Origin of the sequence: Ramlibacter cellulosilyticus, from assembly GCF_014297465.1 — a bacterium.
Lineage (GTDB): Bacteria > Pseudomonadota > Gammaproteobacteria > Burkholderiales > Burkholderiaceae_C > Ramlibacter > Ramlibacter cellulosilyticus.
Window position 1 is genome coordinate 1 of record NZ_JACORT010000002.1, and the last position, 18892, is coordinate 18892.

Consider the following 18892-nt stretch of genomic DNA (forward strand, 5'->3'; position numbering starts at 1 on the left):
GTTTCCCACCGCGGCGGCCGGTTCGTCGCAAGCGCCGCCCGCCGCCCTGGAAAACCCTGCGCCACTGCTGATCTAAGGCTGGAGAATCAACCGTTTACCAGTCCGCGGAGAGGGTCAAGTTCAACGCCGGTCTTCCCGTAGGCTGGGTTGCGCGCCAGCGCACCCCAGCATCAGCGCCGCGACGCTCGTGTTCCCGTAGGCTGGGTTGCGCGCCAGCGCACCCCAGCACCAGCGCCGCGACGCTCGTGTTCCCGTAGGCTGGGTTGCGCGTCAGCGCACCCCAGCGACCAGCGCCGCGACCCGCTCCGGCAGCACGTCGTTCAGGCACCGGAAATGCCCCAGCGGGCACACCCGCTGGAAACACGGAGCGCAATCCAGCGGCGGCGTGTACTCCGGGTCCTGCTTCAGCCACACGACCTGCGCCCGCTCGTTCAGCGGCGGCGTGTGCAGCGGGCTCGACGAGCCGAACAGCGCGACCTGCGGCACGCCGAATGCCGCCGCGACGTGCATCAGCCCGGAGTCGTTGCTCACGACGTGGCCCGCGCCCGCAATCAGCGCAAAGGCTTCCATCAGCGAGGTGCGGCCCGCGAGGTTGACGCAGCGGTGCGGCGCCTGCGCGAGGATGGCATCGCACAGCTCCGCCTCCTTCGCCGATCCGAGCAGCACCGCAGGACGATCGAGCCGTGCCGCGAACGCGCCGAAGTGCGGCCAGCGCTTCGCCGGGCCGTACTCCGCACCGGGCGCGATCACGACGTAACCGCCGCGCACGAGGCCTTGCGCGCGCACGACCTCGTCCACCTGCGCGTCGGGCAGCGCCAGCCGCGGGCGGTCGGTGTCCACCCCGGCTTCGCCGCTCAGCGCCGAATAGAACGCCACCATCGGCGGCTTGTCCCCGGGATTCTTCAGGCGGTGCGTGAGCAGGCCGACGCGCGCCTCGCCCAGGTAGCCCACGCGCCGGGGGATCGCCGCCAGGAAAGGCAGCAGCGCGCTCTTGATCGAGTTGGGCAGGACGTAGGCGTTCGCGAAGCGGCCCTGGAGCTGCCTGCCCAGGGCACGCCGTTCGCGCAGCTGCAGCCCGCCGTGCCGGAAGGGGAACTCGATCACCTCGTCCACCTGCGGCATGGCGCGGTAGACGGGCGCCACCCAGGGCAGCGCGCCCACCGTGAGCCGCTCGCCGCGCGCCCGCAGGCGGCGCAGCAGCGGCTCGGTCATCACGGCGTCACCGATCCACTGCGGAGCGATGATGAGAGACTGACTCATGAATGCGCCCGGTTTGCCTCAGCGCCGCCGCGGCTCCGGCTTTGCCGGGCCGCTGGGGGCGCCCCCTGGGGGGAGGCGGCCGCAGGCCGCTTCGGGGCGGTTAATGTCCGCCGCCGCCGAAATGCTCGCCTTCACGCAGTTTGTACACCGTGCCGCAATACGGGCACTTGGCCGCGCCGCTCTGGGCGACGTCCAGGTACACGCGCGGATGGCTGTTCCACAGCTTCATGTCCGCCTTGGGGCTGGGGCAGAAGATCCCGCCGTTGGCGTTCAGGTCCCTGGCCACCAGTTCGACGACCGCTTCCTTCCTCGTAGTCGTGCTCATGGGATCAGACGCGCGTGAGCCAGTGGGCGTACTTGGGATTGCGGCCGTTGACGATGTCGAAGAAGGCGTTCTGCAGCTTCTCCGTGACCGGGCCGCGGCGGCCGATGCCGATCTGCACGCGGTCCAGTTCGCGGATGGGCGTCACTTCGGCGGCAGTGCCGGTGAAGAACGCTTCGTCCGCGATGTAGATCTCGTCGCGGGTGATGCGCTTCTGCACCACGTCGATGCCGAGGTCCTTGGCGATGTGGAACACCGTGTTGCGCGTGATGCCGTTCAGGGCCCCCGCGGACAGGTCGGGCGTGTAGATCACGCCGTCCTTGATCACGAAGATGTTCTCGCCGGCGCCTTCGGAGACGAAGCCGGAGCTATCGAGCAGCAGCGCCTCGTCGTACCCGTCGTCCAGCGCTTCCATGTTCGCCAGGATGGAGTTGCTGTAGTTGCTGACCGCCTTGGCCTGCGTCATCGTGATGTTGACGTGGTGGCGCGTGTAGCTGGAAGTCTTGACGCGGATGCCGCGCTGCATGCCTTCCTCGCCCAGGTACGCACCCCAGGCCCAGGCGGCGACCATGCAGTGGATCTGGTTGCCCTTGGGGCTCACGCCCAGCTTCTGGGAGCCGATCCACACCAGCGGACGGATGTAGCAGCTCTCCAGCTTGTTGGCCTTGACGACGGCCTTCTGCGCTTCGTTCAGCTGCTCCTTCGAGAAGGGCATCTGCATGCGCAGGATCTTGGCGCTGTTGAACAGGCGGTCGGTGTGCTCCTGGAGGCGGAAGATCGCCGTGCCGTTGACGGTGTTGTAGGCACGGACGCCCTCGAACGCCCCGCAGCCGTAGTGCAGGGTGTGGGTGAGGACGTGGATCTTGGCGTCGCGCCAGTCGACCAGCTCGCCGTCCATCCAGATCTTGCCGTCGCGGTCGGCCATCGAGGGTACTACCGGGCTCATGGGAGGTCCTTGTGCTGTGGAATCGCGGAACCGGCCATTTTACGGCGCGGCCGTTTCCCCCTGACCGGCGTCGGCCTGGGGGCGGAAGAGTTCCCATTTCACGAGCTTGCCGTGGGCGAACTCGCAGGTGACGGTGGAGGCCGTGCCGTCGGTCCAGCGATAGACCTCCGGCTGCTGCTCCTTGGGGCTGACCTGCTCGCCGAGGGCGCGGGTCATGGCGACCACGTGCAGCAGGTTGACGCCCGGGCGCAGCTTGGCATTGAGCATGACGGCGCTGTCGCAGTAGCCCACCGGCCGGTTGGAGGCTCGCTGCAGCACCTTCATCATGCGCGTGAAGTGCAGCAGCATCCACATCACGATGCCGCTCACGGCGATGGCGACGCCCGGCCAGCCGTAGGCGCGCCACGCGACGGCCACGACGACCACGCCCAGGACGGGCAGCACGATCTTCTGGAAATTCATGGGGCCCGATTGTCCACGCCCCGGACCCCGTCCCGCATCAGCTCCTGCATGCGGCGGCGCAGCGCACGCTCGCGCCGGCGTTCCTCGCGCCAGTCGTCACCGATGGCCCGCACGACGGACACGGCCAGCAGGACCAGCACCGCCGTGAAAGGCAGCGCGAAGATGATCGTCGCCGTCTGCACGGCTCGCAGGCCGCCGGCAAGCATCAGGCTCAGCGCGATGGCGGCGACCAGGACGCCCCACACCAGCTTCACCCGCGCCGGCGGGTTCGGGTTGCCGCCCGTGCTCATCATCCCGAGCACCAGCGTGGCGGAATCGCCGGACGTGACGAAGAAGACCACCACCAGCACCGTGGCCACGACCGACATGACCGCCCCGAACGGCATGGCGTCGAACATGGCGAAGATCGCCGTGGAGACGTCAGCCTTCACCGCCGCCGCGAGCGGCACGTGGTCGAAGATCTCCATGTGCAGCGCCGTGCCGCCGAAGATGGCGAACCAGGCGAAGCCCACGAGCGTGGGCGCGAGCACGGTGCCGAGGAGGAACTCGCGGATCGTGCGCCCGCGCGAGACGCGCGCGATGAAGAGGCCCACGAAGGGCGACCACGAGATCCACCAGGCCCAGTAGAAGATCGTCCAGTCGCCCACCCAGGAGCTTTCGCGGAACGGGGTCGTGCGCAGGCTCATGCGCACCAGCTCGCTCAGGTACGCGCCGAGGGTCGTCGTGAAGGTGTCGATCACGGCCACCGTGGGCCCGAGCAGGAGCACGGCCAGGGCGAGCAGCCCCGCGAGCACCAGGTTCGCGCTGGAGAGCCACTTGATGCCGCGGTCCACCCCGCTGAGCGCCGAGCCGATGAACAGCACCGCCGTGACGACGATGATGGCGGCCTGCGACCAGCGCCCGATCGGCACGCCGAACACGGCGTTCAGCCCGCTGTTGATCTGGCTCGCGCCCATGCCCAGCGACGCGGCCACGCCGAAGGCGGTCGCGACGACCGCCAGCACGTTGAACACCGGCGAGGCCTTCTGCACGATGCGCCAGGGCAGCGCCTCCGTCGCGGTGCTCACCAGCGAAGTCCCGCCGCGTCGGAACTGGAAGAACGCCATCGCCAGCCCCACGACGCCGTAGATGGCCCACGGGTGCAGCCCCCAGTGGAAGAAGGCGTAGCGCATCGCGGCGTTCGCGGCTTCGGGCGTGCCGGTCACGAGACCGGGCGGCGGCGTGCCGTAGTGGGAAAGCGGCTCGGCCACGCCCCAGAACACCAGGCCGATGCCCATGCCGGCGGCGAACAGCATGGAGAACCACGCGGTGGTGGAGAACTGCGGTTCCTCGTCCTCGTCGCCGAGCTTGAGGTCGCCGTAGCGGCTGAACGCGAGCACCACGACCAGCAGCACCAGGCCCAGCACGACCCACAGATACAGCCAGCCGAAGTTGCGCGTGATGACGGCCAGCGCGCCGTTGACGGCGGCGTCCAGCGTGGCGGGCGATAGCAGTCCCCAGAGGACCACGAGGCCGATCAGCCCGGCCGAAACGAACAATTGCATGGCAATCCTTCCGGATGCACGCCCGCCTTCAGGCGAGGCCGCGCACCACTTCCAGCGCCTCTTCGATGCGCTCCACGGGATGGATGGTCAGGCCTTCCAGCTCGCGCGGGGCGGCACGCCCGCCCTTGGGCGCGTTCGCCTTCGGCACGATCGCGATCGAGAAGCCCAGTTTCGCCGCTTCGCGCAGCCGCTCCTGGCCGCGCGGCGCGGGGCGCACTTCGCCCGCGAGGCCCACTTCGCCGAACGCGATGAAGCCCTTGGGCAGCGCGCGTCCGCGCAGCGAAGACGCGATGGCCAGCATCACCGCCAGGTCGGCCGCCGGCTCGCTGATGCGCACGCCGCCCACGGCGTTGACGAACACGTCCTGGTCCATGCAGGCGACGCCCGCATGGCGGTGCAGCACCGCCAGCAGCATGGCGAGGCGGTCGCGGTCGAGGCCCACCGACAGCCGCCGCGGGCTGGGGCCGCCGCTGTCCACCAGCGCCTGGATCTCCACCAGCATCGGCCGGGTGCCTTCCAGCGTGACCAGCACGCAGCTGCCCGGCACCGGTTCGCTGTGCTGGGAGAGGAAGATCGCGCTCGGGTTGGCGACGCCCTTGAGTCCCTTCTCGGTCATCGCGAAGACGCCGATCTCGTTCACCGCGCCGAAGCGGTTCTTGATCGCCCGCACCAGGCGGAAGCTGGAATGCGTGTCGCCCTCGAAATAGAGCACCGTGTCCACCATGTGCTCCAGGACGCGCGGGCCGGCCAGTGCGCCTTCCTTGGTGACGTGGCCGACCAGCACGATGGTCGTGCCTCCCGCCTTGGCGGCGCGCGTCAGGTGCGCGGCGCATTCGCGCACCTGCGCCACGGAGCCCGGCGCGGACGTGAGCTGGTCCGAATACACGGTCTGGATGGAGTCGATCACGGCGACGGCGGGCCGCTGCGCGTTGACCGTCGCCTGGATCTTCTCGAGCTGGATCTCCGCGAGCACCTTGACCTGCGAGTCGTCGAGGCCGAGGCGCCGCGAGCGCAGCGCGACCTGCGCGCCGCTCTCTTCGCCGGTGACGTAGAGCGTCGGCACGCCGGCACGCTGCAGGCCGTCGAGGGCCTGCAGCAGCAGCGTGGACTTGCCGATGCCCGGGTCGCCGCCGATCAGCACGACGCCGCCTTCCACGATGCCCCCGCCCAGCACGCGGTCGAGTTCATCGATGCCCGTCGGCGTGCGCGCGACGTCGGCGGCGTCGATGTCCGCCAGCACGGCGACCTCGGAGGCGGGCGCCAGCGAGGCGAAGCGGTGACGGGCGGCGCCCGCCGGTTCCGCCACGCCCTCCACGAGCGTGTTCCACGCCTCGCAATGCGGGCACTTGCCCTGCCACTTGGGCGTGCTGCCGCCGCATTCGCTGCACGTGTAGACCGTCTTGTCCTTCGCCATCCGCCGAGTGTAGGGGCGGACACCCGGACGGGCGCGGGGTTGCCCCGCTTGACGGATCGCGCCGAACATTTAACATGTTAAATATCAAGCGCGTCCGGTCCGGGCGCAGCACCACGGATGAGCACCACCTTCACCCATCGCAACCTTCCGCGCCTGCTGCTGCAGGCCCGCGAAACCGTGATGGCCCACACGCGGCCGAGCCTGCGCGAGCACGGCCTGTCGGACCAGCAGTGGCGGGTGCTGCGGGTCCTCGGCGAACACGGCACCGTGGAGACGGGGCGGGTAGCACGAGAGGCCTACATCCTCGGGCCCAGCCTCACGGGCGTGCTGGCGCGCATGGAGCGCGACGGCCTCGTGCGGCGCGAGCGCGACCCCTCGGACCAGCGACGGACGGTGGTCGAAGCGACCGCCAAGGGCCGCAAGATGGTCGAGCGCCTGTCGCACACCGTCGAAGGCCACTACCAGTGGCTGGAGAAGTCGCTGGGCAAGCAGAAACTGGCGCAGCTCTATGGGCTGCTCGACGAACTCATCTCACTGGAAAACCCATGAGCCTGGTCAGGAGAGGCACGGTCTACGGCACGCTGATGAACTTCCGCGGCGAGCTGGACGCGCTGGGCGACAAGATGAAGCAGGCGCCGTACGACGGGCCGCCGCAGGCGCCCGTGCTGTACGTGAAACCCGCGAACACCTGGACGGAGAACGGCGGCAGCATCGCCATCCCGGCCGGCGTGCAGGAAGTCGCGGTCGGCGCCACCGTCGCCATGGTCATGAAGTCCGCGCGCGAGATCGCCGGCTTCGTGCTGATGAACGACGTGACCATCCCGCACGACAGCTTCTACCGCCCGCCGGTGAAGTTCAACTGCCGCGACGGCTTCCTCGGCATCGGCGACCGCATCCGCGCGCGCAACGAGGCGGGCGACCCGGCGGTCTTCAAGCTGGAGGTGCGCGTCAACGGCGAACTGAAGCAGACCGTGCGCTTCTCGCAGCTGGTGCGCCCGGCCGACCAGCTCCTGGCCGACGTGAGCGAGTTCATGACGCTGGGCGAAGGCGACATGCTGATGCTCGGTTGCGACGTGGGCCGGCCGCTCGTGCGCGCCGGCGATTGCGTGGAGATCAAGATGCCCGCCCTCGGCACGCTCACCAACACCTTCGTCGCGGAGGCCGCATGAAGCGCGCGCGCGTCATCGTCAACGGCATGGTGCACAACGCCACCGAGCGCGACGGCCAGGTCGTGCTGGAGGACGGCCGCCGCCTGTGGCAGGACCAGGTGCAGTGGCTGCCGCCGCTCGCGCCCGTGGACCGTCCCCGCACGGTCATCGCGCTGGGCCTGAACTACGCGGACCACGCGAAGGAGCTCGCGTTCAAGGAGCCGCCGAAGGAGCCGCTGGCTTTCCTCAAGGGGGAACGGGCGCTCACCGGCCACCGGCAGGCCACGAAGCGGCCGGCGGGCGTGAAGTTCATGCACTACGAGTGCGAGCTCGCGGTCGTGATCGGCAAGCGCGCGAAGAACGTGAAGCGCGGCGACGCCTACGGCTTCATCGCCGGCTACACGATCGCCAACGACTACGCGGTCCGCGACTACCTGGAGAACTGGTACCGGCCCAACCTGCGCGTGAAGAACCGCGACGGCGCGACCGCTCTCGGCCCCTGGCTGGTCGACACCGCGGACGTGCCGGACCCGATGGCGCTGGCGCTCAAGACCACCGTCAACGGCAAGGTCACGCAGCAAGGCAGCACGAAGGACATGATCTTCGACGTGCCCTTCCTCGTCGAATACTTCTCCGGCTTCATGACCCTGAACCCCGGCGACCTGATCCTCACCGGCACGCCGGACGGCGTGGTGGATTGCCAGCCGGGCGACGTGGTCGTCACCGAGATCGAGGGCATCGGCGCCCTCATGAACACCATCGGCAGTTCCTGACACCATGCGGATCGACCACCTGATCGCCGGCAAGCCCGTTGCCGGCCGCGACTACTTCACCACCGTCAATCCCGCCACGCAGGAAGTGCTGGCGGAGGTGGCCTCCGGCGGCGAGGCCGAAGTGAACGCCGCCGTCGCGGCGGCGAAGGAAGCCTTCCCGAAGTGGGCCGCGCTGCCTGCCACGGACCGTGCGAAGCTGGTGCGCAAGCTGGGCGAGCTGATCGCGCGGCACGTGCCCGAGCTCTCGCAGATGGAGACCAACGACACCGGGCAGGTGATCGCGCAGACCGGCAAGCAGCTGGTGCCGCGCGCGGCGGACAACTTCTCGTACTTCGCCGAGATGTGCGTGCGCGTCGACGGCCACACGTACCCGACGCCGACCCACCTGAACTACACGCTGTTCCACCCCGTCGGCGTCTGCGCGCTGATCTCGCCGTGGAACGTGCCTTTCATGACGGCGACGTGGAAGGTGGCGCCCTGCCTCGCGTTCGGCAACACCGCGGTGCTGAAGATGAGCGAGCTCTCGCCGATGACGGCCTCGCGCCTGGGCGAGCTCGCGCTGGAGGCGGGCATCCCGGCCGGCGTGCTCAACATCGTGCACGGCTACGGCAAGGACGCCGGCGAACCGCTGGTGCGCCATCCGGACGTGCGCGCGATCTCCTTCACCGGCTCCACGGCGACGGGCAACCGCATCGTCAAGGAAGCAGGGCTGAAGAAGTTCTCGATGGAGCTGGGCGGCAAGTCGCCCTTCGTGGTCTTCGACGACGCGGACTTCGAACGCGCGCTCGACGCCGCCGTGTTCATGATCTTCTCCAACAACGGCGAGCGCTGCACGGCGGGCAGCCGCATCCTGGTGCAGAAGCCGATCTACGCGAAGTTCGTGGAACGCTTCGTCGCGCGGGCGAAGAAGATCGCCGTGGGGGACCCGCTGGACGAGAAGACCATCGTCGGGCCGATGATCTCGCCAGGCCATCTCGCCAAGGTGCGCAGCTACATCGAGCTCGGCCCGAAGGAAGGCGCGACGCTGCTGTGCGGCGGCCTCGATGCGCCGCTGCTGCCCGACCGGGTGAAGAAGGGCAACTACGTGCTCCCTACCGTGTTCGCCGACGTGGACAACCGCATGAAGATCGCGCAGGACGAGATCTTCGGCCCGGTGGCCTGCCTGATTCCCTTCGAGGACGAGGCGGATGCGGTGCGCATCGCCAACGACATCTCCTACGGCCTGTCTTCCTACGTGTTCACCGAGAACATCGGCCGCGCGCACCGCGTGGCGGCGGGCATCGAGGCGGGCATGTGCTTCGTCAACAGCCAGAACGTGCGCGACCTGCGCCAGCCTTTCGGCGGCACCAAGGCTTCCGGCACGGGGCGCGAAGGCGGGACCTGGAGCTACGAAGTGTTCCTGGAGCCGAAGAACATCGCGGTGTCTCTCGGTTCACACCACATTCCTCACTGGGGAGTGGCGTGAACGCCACCCCCCAAGGGGGTCATTGGGCTCCCCCCACCCCGACCCTCCCCTCAAGGGGAGGGCCAAACAGCCGGGAGAATAGCCATGGGTAAGCTGGCACTCGCCGCGAAGATCACGCACGTCCCCTCGATGTACCTGAGCGAGCTGCCGGGCGACCGGCAGGGCACGCGGCAGGACGCGATCGACGGGCACGTCGAGATCGGCCGGCGCTGCCGCGCGCTGGGCGTGGACACCATCGTGGTCTTCGACACCCACTGGCTGGTCAACGCCAACTACCACGTGAACTGCGGGCCGCACTTCAAGGGCCTGTACACCAGCAACGAACTGCCGCACTTCATCAGCAACATGGAGTACGAGTTCCCCGGGAACCCCAGGCTCGGGAAGCTGCTGGCGGAAGCCTGCAACGAATGGGGCGTGGAGACGCTGGCGCACGACCGCACGACGCTGGCACCCGAATACGGCACGCTCGTCCCCATGCGCTACATGAACCGGGACCAGCATTTCCAGGTGGTCTCGGTGTCGGCGCTGTGCCAGGCGCACTACCTGAACGACAGCGCCCGCCTCGGCTGGGCGATGCGGCGCGCGGTGGAAGACCACTACGACGGCACCGTCGCCTTCTTCGCGAGCGGGTCGCTGTCGCATCGCTTCGCGCAGAACGGCCTCGCGCCGGAGTACGCCTTCAGGATCTGGAGCCCCTTCCTCGAGCAGCTCGATCACGAGGTCGTGCGCATGTGGGAGGCCGGCGAGTGGAAGACGTTCTGCGGCATGCTGCCCGAGTACGCGGCCAAGGGCCATGGCGAAGGCTTCATGCACGACACGGCCATGCTGCTCGGCGCGCTCGGCTGGTCCGAGTACCAGGGCCAGGCGGAAGTCGTCACGCCCTACTTCGGCGCTTCGGGCACGGGGCAGATCAACGCGGTGTTCCCCGTCACGCCGGTGAGCGGCAGCGCGGTCCCGAAGGCGCAGGCGTCGTCGGCCGAGGGCTACACGAACATCGCGCAGCGGCTCTGAAACCGGAATCCGACGACATGCCCCACTGCGTCATCCTCTACACGCCCAACATCGAGGGCAAGACGGACGTGAGCGCGCTGTGCCGCAGCCTGGCGGACTGCATGCTCACGGTGCTCGACGAGCAGGGCAGGCAGGTGTTCCCCACCGGCGGGACGCGCGTGCTCGCGTATCCGGCGGCGCACTACGCGGTGGCCGACGGCAAGGGGGACTATGCTTTCGTCTACGTGAACATCCGCATGGGCGCGGGGCGCAGCGACGCGGTGAAGAAGATGGCGGGCGACCGGCTCACGGAGGTCGTGAAGCAGCACTTCGCGCCCATCTTCGCGCAGGAGCTGATCGGCATCACCGTGCAGATCGACGAGAGCCCCGGCCAGGTCTACGACGCCAAGCACAGCACCTTGCACCCCCTCTTCAACCCATGAGCTTTTCCCCCGAACTGGTCGAGGCGCTCGCCCGCGAGCTGCACGAGAGCGAGAAGTCGCGCAAGCAGGTCGAACACTTCTCCAGGCGCCATCCCGGCATGACCATCGAGGACGGCTACGCCGTCTCGCGTGCCTGGGTGGCGATGAAGATCGCCGAAGGCCGGCAGGTGCGCGGCCACAAGATCGGCCTCACCTCGCGGGCCATGCAGCAATCCAGCCAGATCGACGAGCCCGACTACGGCACGCTGCTGGACGACATGTTCTTCGCGCCCGGCGACATCCCCACGGAGCGCTTCATCGCCCCGCGCGTGGAGGTGGAGCTCGCCTTCATCCTCAAGCGCCGGCTGCAGGGCGCGCAGGTGTCGGTGGAGGACGTGCTGGAAGCCACCGACTACGTCCAGCCCGCCATCGAGATCATCGACGCGCGCATCGAGCAGTTCGACCGCCACACCAAGGCGATGCGCAAGGTGTACGACACGATCAGCGACAACGCCGCCAACGCCGGCATCGTGCTGGGCGGCCGCAAGGTGAAGCCCGGCGAGGTGGACCTGCCCTGGGTCGGCGCCGTGCTGCGCCAGAACGACGTGGTCGAGGAGACCGGCCTCGCCGCCGGCGTGCAAGGCCATCCCGCCGTGGGCATCGCGTGGCTCGCGCAGAAGCTCGCGCCCTGGGGCGAGTGCCTCGAGGCCGGCGAGGTCGTGCTCGCGGGCTCCTTCACGCGCCCCGTCGCCGCGAAACGCGGCGACCGGTTCGACGCAGATTACGGGCCGCTCGGCCGCTTCCAGTTCCGCTTCGCCTGAGGAGACAAGAATGAAGACCCCCGTCAACGCCTTCAAGAAGGCCATCGCCGAGAAGCGCACGCAGGTCGGCCTGTGGGTGAGCCTGCTCGGCCCGCTCAACACCGAGATCTGCGCCGCCGCCGGCTTCGACTGGCTGCTGCTCGACGCCGAGCACACGCCCAACGACCCGATGAACCTGCTGCAGCAGTCGCAGGTGATCGCGGCCTATCCCGGCGTGCACGCCATCGCGCGCGTGCCGATGGGCCACGGCTACGTCGGCCAGGCGCTGATCAAGCAGTACCTCGACGTCGGCATCCAGACGCTGCTCGTGCCCATGGTCGAGACCGCCGAACAGGCCCGCGAGCTGGTGCGCTGCATGCGCTACCCGCCCGACGGCATCCGCGGCATGGCCGCGACCCGCGCCTCCGGCTGGGGCCGCAACGCCGCCTACGCGAAGGAAGCCAACCGCGAGATCTGCCTGCTGGTGCAGGTGGAGACGCAGGAAGGCGTGCGCAACGTCGACGCCATCGCCGCCGTCGAAGGCGTCGACGGCGTGTTCATCGGCCCTTCGGATCTGTCGGCCGCCTTCGGCCATGTCGGCGACCCGTGGCATGCCGACATGATGAAGCTGCACGAGGACCTGTTCGCCCGCATCCGGAAGGCGGGCAAGGCCGTGGGCATCCTCACGCTCGACGAGACGCTCGCGCGCAAGCACATCGAGATGGGCGCCACCTTCATCGCGGTGGGCACCGACAGCAACCTGATGGTGAAATCCACCGGCGCCCTGGCCGCGAAGTTCAAGGGCGCGGACGCGCCGGCCGCCAAGGGCAACTACTGACACCCGTTATCCTGATCGACCCACCAAGCAACGAGGAGACCCCATGACCGTGAACCGCCGCCAGGCCCTGCAATCCGCCGGTGCCGCCGCCCTGCTCGCCGCGATCGGCCGCGATGCCTTCGCGCAGGCGCAGATCGAGACGACGAAGATCATCACCGGCTTCGCCGCCGGCGGAACGTCCGACACCATCTGCCGCCGCGTCGCGCAGCGGCTGCAGGGCGACTTCGCCAAGGCAGCGGTGGTGGAGAACAAGACGGGTGCGGGCGGCCAGATCGCCGTCACGACGGTCAAGGCCGCCGCGCCGGACGGCGCCACCATCCTGCAGACGCCGACCTCCATCCTCACGATCTACCCGCACATCTACAAGAAGCTGCCGTACGAGCCGCTGGTGGACCTGACGCCCGTGAGCCTGGGCTGCGTGTTCGACTTCGGCCTGGCCGTCGGCCCGGCGGTGCCTGCCAACGTGCGCACCGTGAGCGACTTCGTGAACTGGGTGAAGGCCAACCCGCAGGGCGGCAACTTCGGCTCGCCCGCGGCCGGGTCCACGCCGCACTTCGTGGGCGCGCTGCTCGGCAAGGTCGGCGGCGTGGAACTGAAGCACGCCGCCTACCGCGGCACGCAACCCGCGATGCTGGACCTGGTGGGCGGCAACATCTCCGCCGTGTCGGGCCCGATCGGCGACCTGACGCAGCACCTCGCCACCGGCAAGGTGCGCATCCTCGCCACCTCGGGCACCAAGCGCAGCCGCTTCGCGCCCGACGTGCCCACGTATGCGGAGCAAGGCTTTCCCACGCTCACGCACAGCGAGTGGTTCGCGTTCTTCCTGCCGGCCAAGGCGAGCCCGGAGCTGGTGACGCGCCTGAACACCTCGATGAAGGCGGCCCTGGCGCACAAGGACGTGATCGACGGCCTCGCCACCTTCGGCCTGGAAGCGATGTCTTCCACGCCCGCGGAGCTGGCCGAACTGCTGAAGCGCGACACGGCCAAGTGGGCGCCGATCGTCAAGCAAGTCGGCTTCACCGCAGAGGCCTGAGCCCCCGAGGAGTACCGCCATGAACGCCGTCCTGCAATCCCGTTCGCCGGACATGCACCCGGACGAATGGGCCGCCCGCGTGCAGCTCGCCGCCGCCTACCGCATCTTCGACATGCTGGGCTGGGCCGAGATGATCTACAACCACATCACGGTGCGGCTGCCGGACAGCGTCACGGGCGGCGAGAAGCAGTTCCTGATCAACCCCTTCGGGCTGCACTACTCGGAGGTCACGGCGAGCAACCTGCTCAAGATCGACGTGCACGGCAACAAGCTGGACGCGCACAACCCGTGGCCGGTGAACCCCGCGGGGTTCACCATCCACGCGGCGATCCACGACAGCGTGCCGGAAGCGCACTGCGTGATGCACACGCACACCACCAACGGCCTCGCCGTCGCCTGCACCGAAGGCGGGCTCGCGCAGAACAACTTCTATTCCGCGCAGCTGCACGACATGGTGGCCTACCATGATTTCGAGGGCATCACGATCCACGCGGACGAAGCGCCACGCCTGCTGGCCAGCCTCGGCACGAAGCCGCTGATGATCCTGCGCAACCACGGCCTGCTGGCCGCCGGTCCCACCCTGCCCCTGACCTTCGTGCGCCTGTGGACGCTGCAGCGTGCCTGCGACGTGCAGGTGACGCAGGCGCCGCTCGGCAAGGCCATTCCCATCCCGCAGCCCGTGGCGGTCAAGACCACGCACGACTCCTTCCAGTTCGACCAGCGCTTCGGCGCCGGGCAGGACGTGTTCGACGCGATGACGCGCCTCGTGGAACAACGCTTCGGCACCTCGTACAAGTCATGAAAGCCTGCATCTACGGCGCCGGCGCCATCGGCGGCTGGATCGGCGTGAAGCTCGCGCGCGCCGGCTGCCAGGTGAGCGTGGTCGCGCGCGGCGCGACGCTGCAGGCCTTGCAGGCGGAGGGACTGCGGCTGCAGGAGGGCGGCGAGACGCTCGCGGTGCCCGTGCAGGCCAGCGCGTCGCCGGCGGAACTCGGCGTGCAGGACCTCGTCGTCGTCGCCGTGAAGGCGCCGGGCATGGCGGACGTGGCGAAAGCCATCGGCCCCCTGCTCGGTCCGGACAAGATGGTGCTGACGGCCATGAACGGCGTGCCCTGGTGGTTCTTCCAGGGCTTCGGCGGCAGCTGGCAGGGCCGCAAGCTGAAGGCGGTGGACCCGGAAGGCGCCATCGCGGAAGCGATTCCCGCCAAGCACATCATCGGCTGCGTCGTGCACGCGAGCTGCTCGCTCCGCGGCCCGGGCCACGTACAGCACCATTTCGGCAAGGGGCTGATCATCGGCGAGCCCTCCGGTGCGAAGTCGCAGCGCGTGCAGCAGCTCGCGAAGCTGCTGCAGGAGGCGGGTTTCGACACGACGCTCTCCGAGCAGATCCAGAAGGACACCTGGTACAAGCTCTGGGGCAACATGACGGTGAACCCGGTGAGCGCCATGACGGGCGCGACCACCGACCTGATCCTCAACGATGACCTCGTGCGCGGCTTCATCTCCGCCGTGATGCTGGAAGCGCGCGAGATCGGCGCGCGCATCGGCATTCCCATCGCGCAGATGCCCGAAGACCGCCACCAGGTCACGCGCAAGCTCGGTTCCTTCAAGCCCTCGATGCTGCAGGACGTCGAAGCGGGCAAGCCGGTGGAGATCGATGCGCTGGTCTCGGTCGTCCAGGAGATCGGCGAGATGACGGGCGTGCCCACGCCGTTCACCGACGCCTTGCTCGGCTTGAGTCGCCTGCACGCCCGCGTGCACGGCCTCTACTGAGATGGCGGCCATTCCGGCCCCGGCGCGCGCGATCAGCGGTGCCGCCTTCGCCACGCTGCTGCTGATCGCGCTGATGATGGGCGCCAACCACGTCGCGGCACGCCTCGCGTTCAACAACGGCGTGGACGTCGCCACGGCGGTGGTATTCCGCAGCGTGGTCACGGCGTTCGTGATCGTCGCGATCCTGGCGTCGCAAGGCGTGCGCGTGCGCTTCACGGCGCGGCACAAGCGCTTCCTGCCGGTGATCGGGCTGCTGATCGGGGTGCAGAGCCTGTGCCTCTATTCGGCGGTCGCGCGGCTGCCCGTGGCGCTGGCCCTGCTGGCGTTCAACACCTACCCGATCTGGACGGCCGTCTGGTCCTTCGTGGTGTACCGCAAGCCTCCGGAAAAGGCGATGCTGGTCGCGATGCCGGTGATCCTCGTCGGCCTGGCGCTGGCGCTCGACGTGTTCGGCGCCACCTCGGGCCTGGGCGCTTCCGGCCAGTGGGCGCGCATCGGGACCGGCGTGGCCTTCGCGCTGGCGGCTGCGGGCACGTTTGCGTTGGCACTGGTGCTCACGCAGCACGAGGCCGGCGACGTGGATGGCCGCGTGCGCACGGCAACCACGATGACGATCGCCGGCGTCGTCGCTCTGGCGATGGTGGTGTCGCAGGGCGGGTTCCACCTCCCGACCGCGCCGGCGGGCTGGGGCGGGCTGGCGGCACTGACCTTCCTGTACGGCACCGCGTTCACCATCATGTTCACCGTGCTGCCGCGGCTGGGCGTGGTGGGCAACTCCGCGATCATGAACGTGGAGCCCGTGTTCGCGCTGGTCCTGGCGTGGATGATCCTGGGCCAGGCGATCGCGCCGGTGCAGGTGGGCGGGGCGTTGCTGGTGGTGGGGGCGGTGATGGGGTTGGGGTTGAGGAAGAAGTAGCGCCGGCACCAGCGCTTGCCGTCCGGCTCCGGTCGGCCTAAAATTTGCTATACACGTATAGCAGGAGGTCCCGATGCTGGCGATTCGACTTCCGGAAGAGATCGAGGAGCGCCTGAACGCGCTCGCACAGGAAACTGGGCGGACGAAGACGACGCTGGCGCGCGAAGCCATCCTTGAATACATAGACGACCTCGAGGATTTCTACCTGGCGGAGGCGCGCGCCCGCAAGAACCGGAAGTCCATCCCGCTCGAAGAGGTGGAGCGCAAGCTTGGCTTGGGCCGTTGAATTCGACCCGGAAGCAGTCAAGGACCTGAAGAAGCTGGACAAGCAGGTCCAGGTGAGGATCGTGTCGTTCCTCCGCGAGAGAGTGGCGCCCCTGGACAACCCCAGGTCCATCGGCGAGGCGCTCGCCGGAGCCAAGCTGGGGAACTACTGGAAATACCGCGTAGGCGACTGGCGCATCATTTGCGACATCCAGGACCGACGGATCATCGTGCGCGTGCTGCGCGTCGGAAACAGGCGCGAGGTCTACAGATAGCTTATGCCGACGCCGGGACGCTACCTGGAGAGCCTCGTCACGTACATTCAACGGCGCCTCGTGCCGGAAGGCGCCGTCATCAGGTCTCCGGAGCGGTTCTATCGTGGAGCGAAACAGATAGGTGAGATCGACATCACCATCCGCGATGCGGAAGGTGCGAACTGGAGCAGCAAACCAGGGTCTCGTCCCGGGCTGGGTGGGCCGCCCGCGTGTTACGGTCGTCCTTCACCTGCCGGAATTCAAGGGAAGCGGTACAGGCGAATAGCGCCAAGCGGCGATTCCCAGACGCTCGCGCCCCCTCACCTCCCCCGCATCACCTTCACCGCCTGCGGCAACGACTTCGCCTCCGGCACGAAGCGATCGAGCAGCGCCCCCACGATCACCGCGCACACCAGCGCCCCCAGCAGCGGCTTCCACGTCAGCCGCACCGCCGCCGTGAGCCACCCTTCGCGCGCCATGCGTACCGCGGTGCGCGCCGACACGTAGCCGAAGGCGAGTTCCACCGCCACCGCCAGCAGCACCTCGGACCCGAAGTACAGCAGCAACAGCGATCCCACCCCGAACAGCACGGCCAGCCCCGCCAGGAACACGACCACCACCGGGACCACCACGATCGCGCCTTCGTCGGCACTGCCCGCCGCCTCCAGCGCACCCGTGGCGAGATCGCCCGCCGCGGACGCCGTGTCCGAAGGCATGTCGAAACTCGCGCTCGCCCCGCCGCCGCCGAAGTCCCCGCCCCCGCCCGACTCGAACGCAGGCGTGCCGTCGACGGAACCGCACCCCGAGCTCCCCTGCGGCAGGTCCACGAAATCCGCCGGATCCGGCACGTCGCCGCCGCTCCCGCGCTCGCCCACCAGCCGTCCGGCCCACCAGCGCAGGACGCAGAGGAACGCGAGGTAGCCCACCCCCAGCGTCACGGCATAGCGCAGCGCCAGCGAGTCCGATCCGAGCACCATCTGCAGGTGCGAGGCCCCCCACATGCTGGCCAGCACCACCAGGCCGATGCACCAGCCGTGCAGCCACAGCGGACGGTGCCGCCGCAGGCGGTCGCGGGCGGCGTGCTCCCACGCCCGCACCGAGCGCCAGTTGCTCAGCGTGCGCGGGCGCGGCGGCTTCACTCCACGACCACCGGCACCCGCGGCGCCAGCGCGCACATCAATTCGTAACCCAGGGTGCCGGCGCTCGCCGCCACCTCGTCGATCGACAGCACCACGCCGTTGCCCGCGCGGCCCCACAGCGTCACCTCGCTGCCGAACCCGGCCTGCGGCACCGGCGTGAGGTCGACGGCCACCATGTCCATGCTGACCCGGCCGACCAGCCGCGTCCGCACGCCTTCCACCAGCACCGGCGTGCCGGTCGTGCAGTGGCGCGGATAGCCATCGGCGTAGCCGACAGCGACGACCCCGATGCGCACCGGCGCGTCCGCGGTGAAGCTGGAGCCGTAGCCCACGGTGTCCCCGGGCTGCAGTTGCTGCACTGCAAGAACGCGGCTCGCGAGCGTCATCGTGGGCTGCAGCTGCCAGTGCGCGATGTCGTGCTCGGGGTAGTCCGGCGCGCTGCCGTACACCGCGATGCCCGGGCGGATCCAGTCGCCGCGCACCGCCGGATCGGCGGCGTGGCGCAGCGAAGCCGCACTGTTCGACAAGGACCGTTCGCCCGGCAGGTCGCGCGTGACGTCGTTGAAGACACGCAGCTGGTGGCCTATGCCGCGCGGGCCGTCCGCGTCGCTGAAGTGGGTCATCAGCGAGATCTCCTCCACCTGCGGCAGCGCGTCCAGCCGCGCCCATGCGGAACGAAATCGCTGCGGCGCGAATCCCAAGCGGTTCATGCCCGAGTTCATCTTCAGGAACACGCGGTGCGGCACCTGCGTCTTGTGCGCCGCGAGCCATTCGATCTGCTCGTCGCAATGGACGGCGTGCCACAGCCCCAGGCGGGAGCACAGCTCCAGGTCGCGCGGCTCGAACACGCCTTCCAGCAGCAGGATCGGGCCGCGCCAGCCGAGGGCGCGCACCCGCTCCGCCTCGGCGAGGTCCAGCAGGGCGAAGCCGTCCGCTCCCCGCAAGGCGTCGTACACCCGCTCGATCCCGTGACCGTAGGCATTGGCCTTGACGACCGCCCAGGCCTTGGCATCGGGCGCGGCCGCGCGCATGCGCGCCAGGTTGTGGCGGAGGGCTTCGGTGTGGATGGTGGCGAGGATGGGACGGGGCATGGCGGGGCTCTCAACTTCCATTCTGTCATTACCCAGCG

At 69.0% G+C, this 18892-nt stretch carries 22 protein-coding genes; 14 read left to right on the top strand and 8 right to left on the bottom strand.

Features of this window, described 5'->3' with window-relative positions; genetic code table 11:
* Positions 1 to 270 precede the first annotated feature (270 nt).
* The 6 genes from waaF to radA all read right to left on the bottom strand — a co-directional run bounded on the left by waaF (position 271) and on the right by radA (position 5948).
* Entirely contained in the window at positions 271 to 1260 is a 990-nt protein-coding gene (waaF, locus tag H8N03_RS05920) for a lipopolysaccharide heptosyltransferase II (RefSeq protein WP_187075236.1), read from the bottom strand.
* A 100-nt stretch (positions 1261 to 1360) separates the two neighbouring features.
* Positions 1361 to 1585, bottom strand: coding sequence for a zinc-finger domain-containing protein (locus tag H8N03_RS05925; RefSeq protein ID WP_187075237.1), 225 nt, complete (start codon positions 1583 to 1585; stop codon positions 1361 to 1363).
* Positions 1586 to 1589: 4 nt separating this feature from the next.
* Positions 1590 to 2528: a branched-chain amino acid transaminase gene (locus H8N03_RS05930; protein WP_187075238.1), complete on the bottom strand. Its 939-nt coding sequence runs from the start codon at positions 2526 to 2528 to the stop codon at positions 1590 to 1592.
* 39 nt (positions 2529 to 2567) lie between these two features.
* Positions 2568 to 2990 (bottom strand): glycerate kinase, encoded by a 423-nt coding sequence (locus tag H8N03_RS05935; RefSeq protein ID WP_187075239.1) that lies wholly within the window; start codon positions 2988 to 2990, stop codon positions 2568 to 2570.
* Positions 2987 to 4534 carry a BCCT family transporter gene (locus H8N03_RS05940; protein ID WP_187075240.1) on the bottom strand — a complete coding sequence of 516 codons (1548 nt, stop codon included), beginning with the start codon at positions 4532 to 4534 and terminating at the stop codon, positions 2987 to 2989. Before H8N03_RS05940 ends, H8N03_RS05935 begins: the two co-directional genes overlap by 4 nt.
* A 28-nt stretch (positions 4535 to 4562) precedes the next feature.
* Positions 4563 to 5948 (bottom strand): DNA repair protein RadA, encoded by a 1386-nt coding sequence (radA, locus tag H8N03_RS05945; protein WP_187075241.1) that lies wholly within the window; start codon positions 5946 to 5948, stop codon positions 4563 to 4565.
* 117 nt (positions 5949 to 6065) lie between these two features.
* Here radA and hpaR point away from each other — a divergent pair, with 117 nt between their 5' ends.
* From hpaR to H8N03_RS06015, 14 genes are all read left to right on the top strand, one after another.
* Positions 6066 to 6497, top strand: coding sequence for a homoprotocatechuate degradation operon regulator HpaR (hpaR, locus tag H8N03_RS05950; protein WP_187075242.1), 432 nt, complete (start codon positions 6066 to 6068; stop codon positions 6495 to 6497).
* Positions 6494 to 7117: a fumarylacetoacetate hydrolase family protein gene (locus H8N03_RS05955; protein WP_187075243.1), complete on the top strand. Its 624-nt coding sequence runs from the start codon at positions 6494 to 6496 to the stop codon at positions 7115 to 7117. The genes hpaR and H8N03_RS05955 overlap by 4 nt, the downstream gene beginning before the upstream one ends.
* The gene (locus H8N03_RS05960; protein WP_187075244.1) at positions 7114 to 7869 is read left to right on the top strand and encodes a fumarylacetoacetate hydrolase family protein; all 756 of its coding nucleotides are present in this window, start codon (positions 7114 to 7116) and stop codon (positions 7867 to 7869) included. Before H8N03_RS05955 ends, H8N03_RS05960 begins: the two co-directional genes overlap by 4 nt.
* A 4-nt stretch (positions 7870 to 7873) precedes the next feature.
* Positions 7874 to 9334 (top strand): 5-carboxymethyl-2-hydroxymuconate semialdehyde dehydrogenase, encoded by a 1461-nt coding sequence (hpaE, locus tag H8N03_RS05965; protein WP_187075245.1) that lies wholly within the window; start codon positions 7874 to 7876, stop codon positions 9332 to 9334.
* An 84-nt stretch (positions 9335 to 9418) separates the two neighbouring features.
* Positions 9419 to 10345: a 3,4-dihydroxyphenylacetate 2,3-dioxygenase gene (hpaD, locus tag H8N03_RS05970; protein ID WP_187075246.1), complete on the top strand. Its 927-nt coding sequence runs from the start codon at positions 9419 to 9421 to the stop codon at positions 10343 to 10345.
* A 17-nt stretch (positions 10346 to 10362) separates the two neighbouring features.
* A complete protein-coding gene (locus H8N03_RS05975) occupies positions 10363 to 10767 on the top strand; it encodes a 5-carboxymethyl-2-hydroxymuconate Delta-isomerase (protein ID WP_187075247.1) in 405 nt (134 codons plus the stop codon).
* Positions 10764 to 11567: a 2-oxo-hept-4-ene-1,7-dioate hydratase gene (gene hpaH, locus H8N03_RS05980; protein ID WP_187075248.1), complete on the top strand. Its 804-nt coding sequence runs from the start codon at positions 10764 to 10766 to the stop codon at positions 11565 to 11567. The genes H8N03_RS05975 and hpaH overlap by 4 nt, the downstream gene beginning before the upstream one ends.
* A 10-nt stretch (positions 11568 to 11577) precedes the next feature.
* Entirely contained in the window at positions 11578 to 12384 is an 807-nt protein-coding gene (locus tag H8N03_RS05985) for an HpcH/HpaI aldolase family protein (protein WP_187075249.1), read from the top strand.
* Between the two features lie 43 nt (positions 12385 to 12427).
* Positions 12428 to 13417, top strand: a complete 990-nt coding sequence (locus tag H8N03_RS05990; protein WP_187075250.1) for a Bug family tripartite tricarboxylate transporter substrate binding protein — start codon at positions 12428 to 12430, stop codon at positions 13415 to 13417.
* 19 nt (positions 13418 to 13436) lie between these two features.
* Positions 13437 to 14219, top strand: a complete 783-nt coding sequence (locus H8N03_RS05995; RefSeq protein WP_187075251.1) for a class II aldolase/adducin family protein — start codon at positions 13437 to 13439, stop codon at positions 14217 to 14219.
* Positions 14216 to 15190, top strand: coding sequence for a 2-dehydropantoate 2-reductase (locus H8N03_RS06000; protein ID WP_187075252.1), 975 nt, complete (start codon positions 14216 to 14218; stop codon positions 15188 to 15190). Before H8N03_RS05995 ends, H8N03_RS06000 begins: the two co-directional genes overlap by 4 nt.
* A 1-nt stretch (position 15191) precedes the next feature.
* On the top strand, positions 15192 to 16106 hold the full coding sequence (locus H8N03_RS06005; protein ID WP_187075253.1) for an EamA family transporter: 915 nt from the start codon (positions 15192 to 15194) through the stop codon (positions 16104 to 16106).
* A 73-nt stretch (positions 16107 to 16179) separates the two neighbouring features.
* Positions 16180 to 16392, top strand: coding sequence for a type II toxin-antitoxin system RelB family antitoxin (relB, locus tag H8N03_RS06010; protein WP_187075254.1), 213 nt, complete (start codon positions 16180 to 16182; stop codon positions 16390 to 16392).
* On the top strand, positions 16376 to 16645 hold the full coding sequence (locus H8N03_RS06015) for a type II toxin-antitoxin system RelE family toxin (protein WP_187075255.1): 270 nt from the start codon (positions 16376 to 16378) through the stop codon (positions 16643 to 16645). The genes relB and H8N03_RS06015 overlap by 17 nt, the downstream gene beginning before the upstream one ends.
* 299 nt (positions 16646 to 16944) lie before the next feature.
* On the opposite strand, the gene H8N03_RS06020 is transcribed toward H8N03_RS06015, so the two are convergent.
* Together H8N03_RS06020 and alr are read right to left on the bottom strand one after the other, a co-directional pair.
* Complete coding sequence (locus H8N03_RS06020; protein ID WP_187075256.1) at positions 16945 to 17763, bottom strand: hypothetical protein; 819 nt, start codon at positions 17761 to 17763, stop codon at positions 16945 to 16947.
* Positions 17760 to 18854 carry an alanine racemase gene (gene alr / locus H8N03_RS06025; protein WP_187075257.1) on the bottom strand — a complete coding sequence of 365 codons (1095 nt, stop codon included), beginning with the start codon at positions 18852 to 18854 and terminating at the stop codon, positions 17760 to 17762. Before alr ends, H8N03_RS06020 begins: the two co-directional genes overlap by 4 nt.
* Positions 18855 to 18892 lie beyond the last annotated feature (38 nt).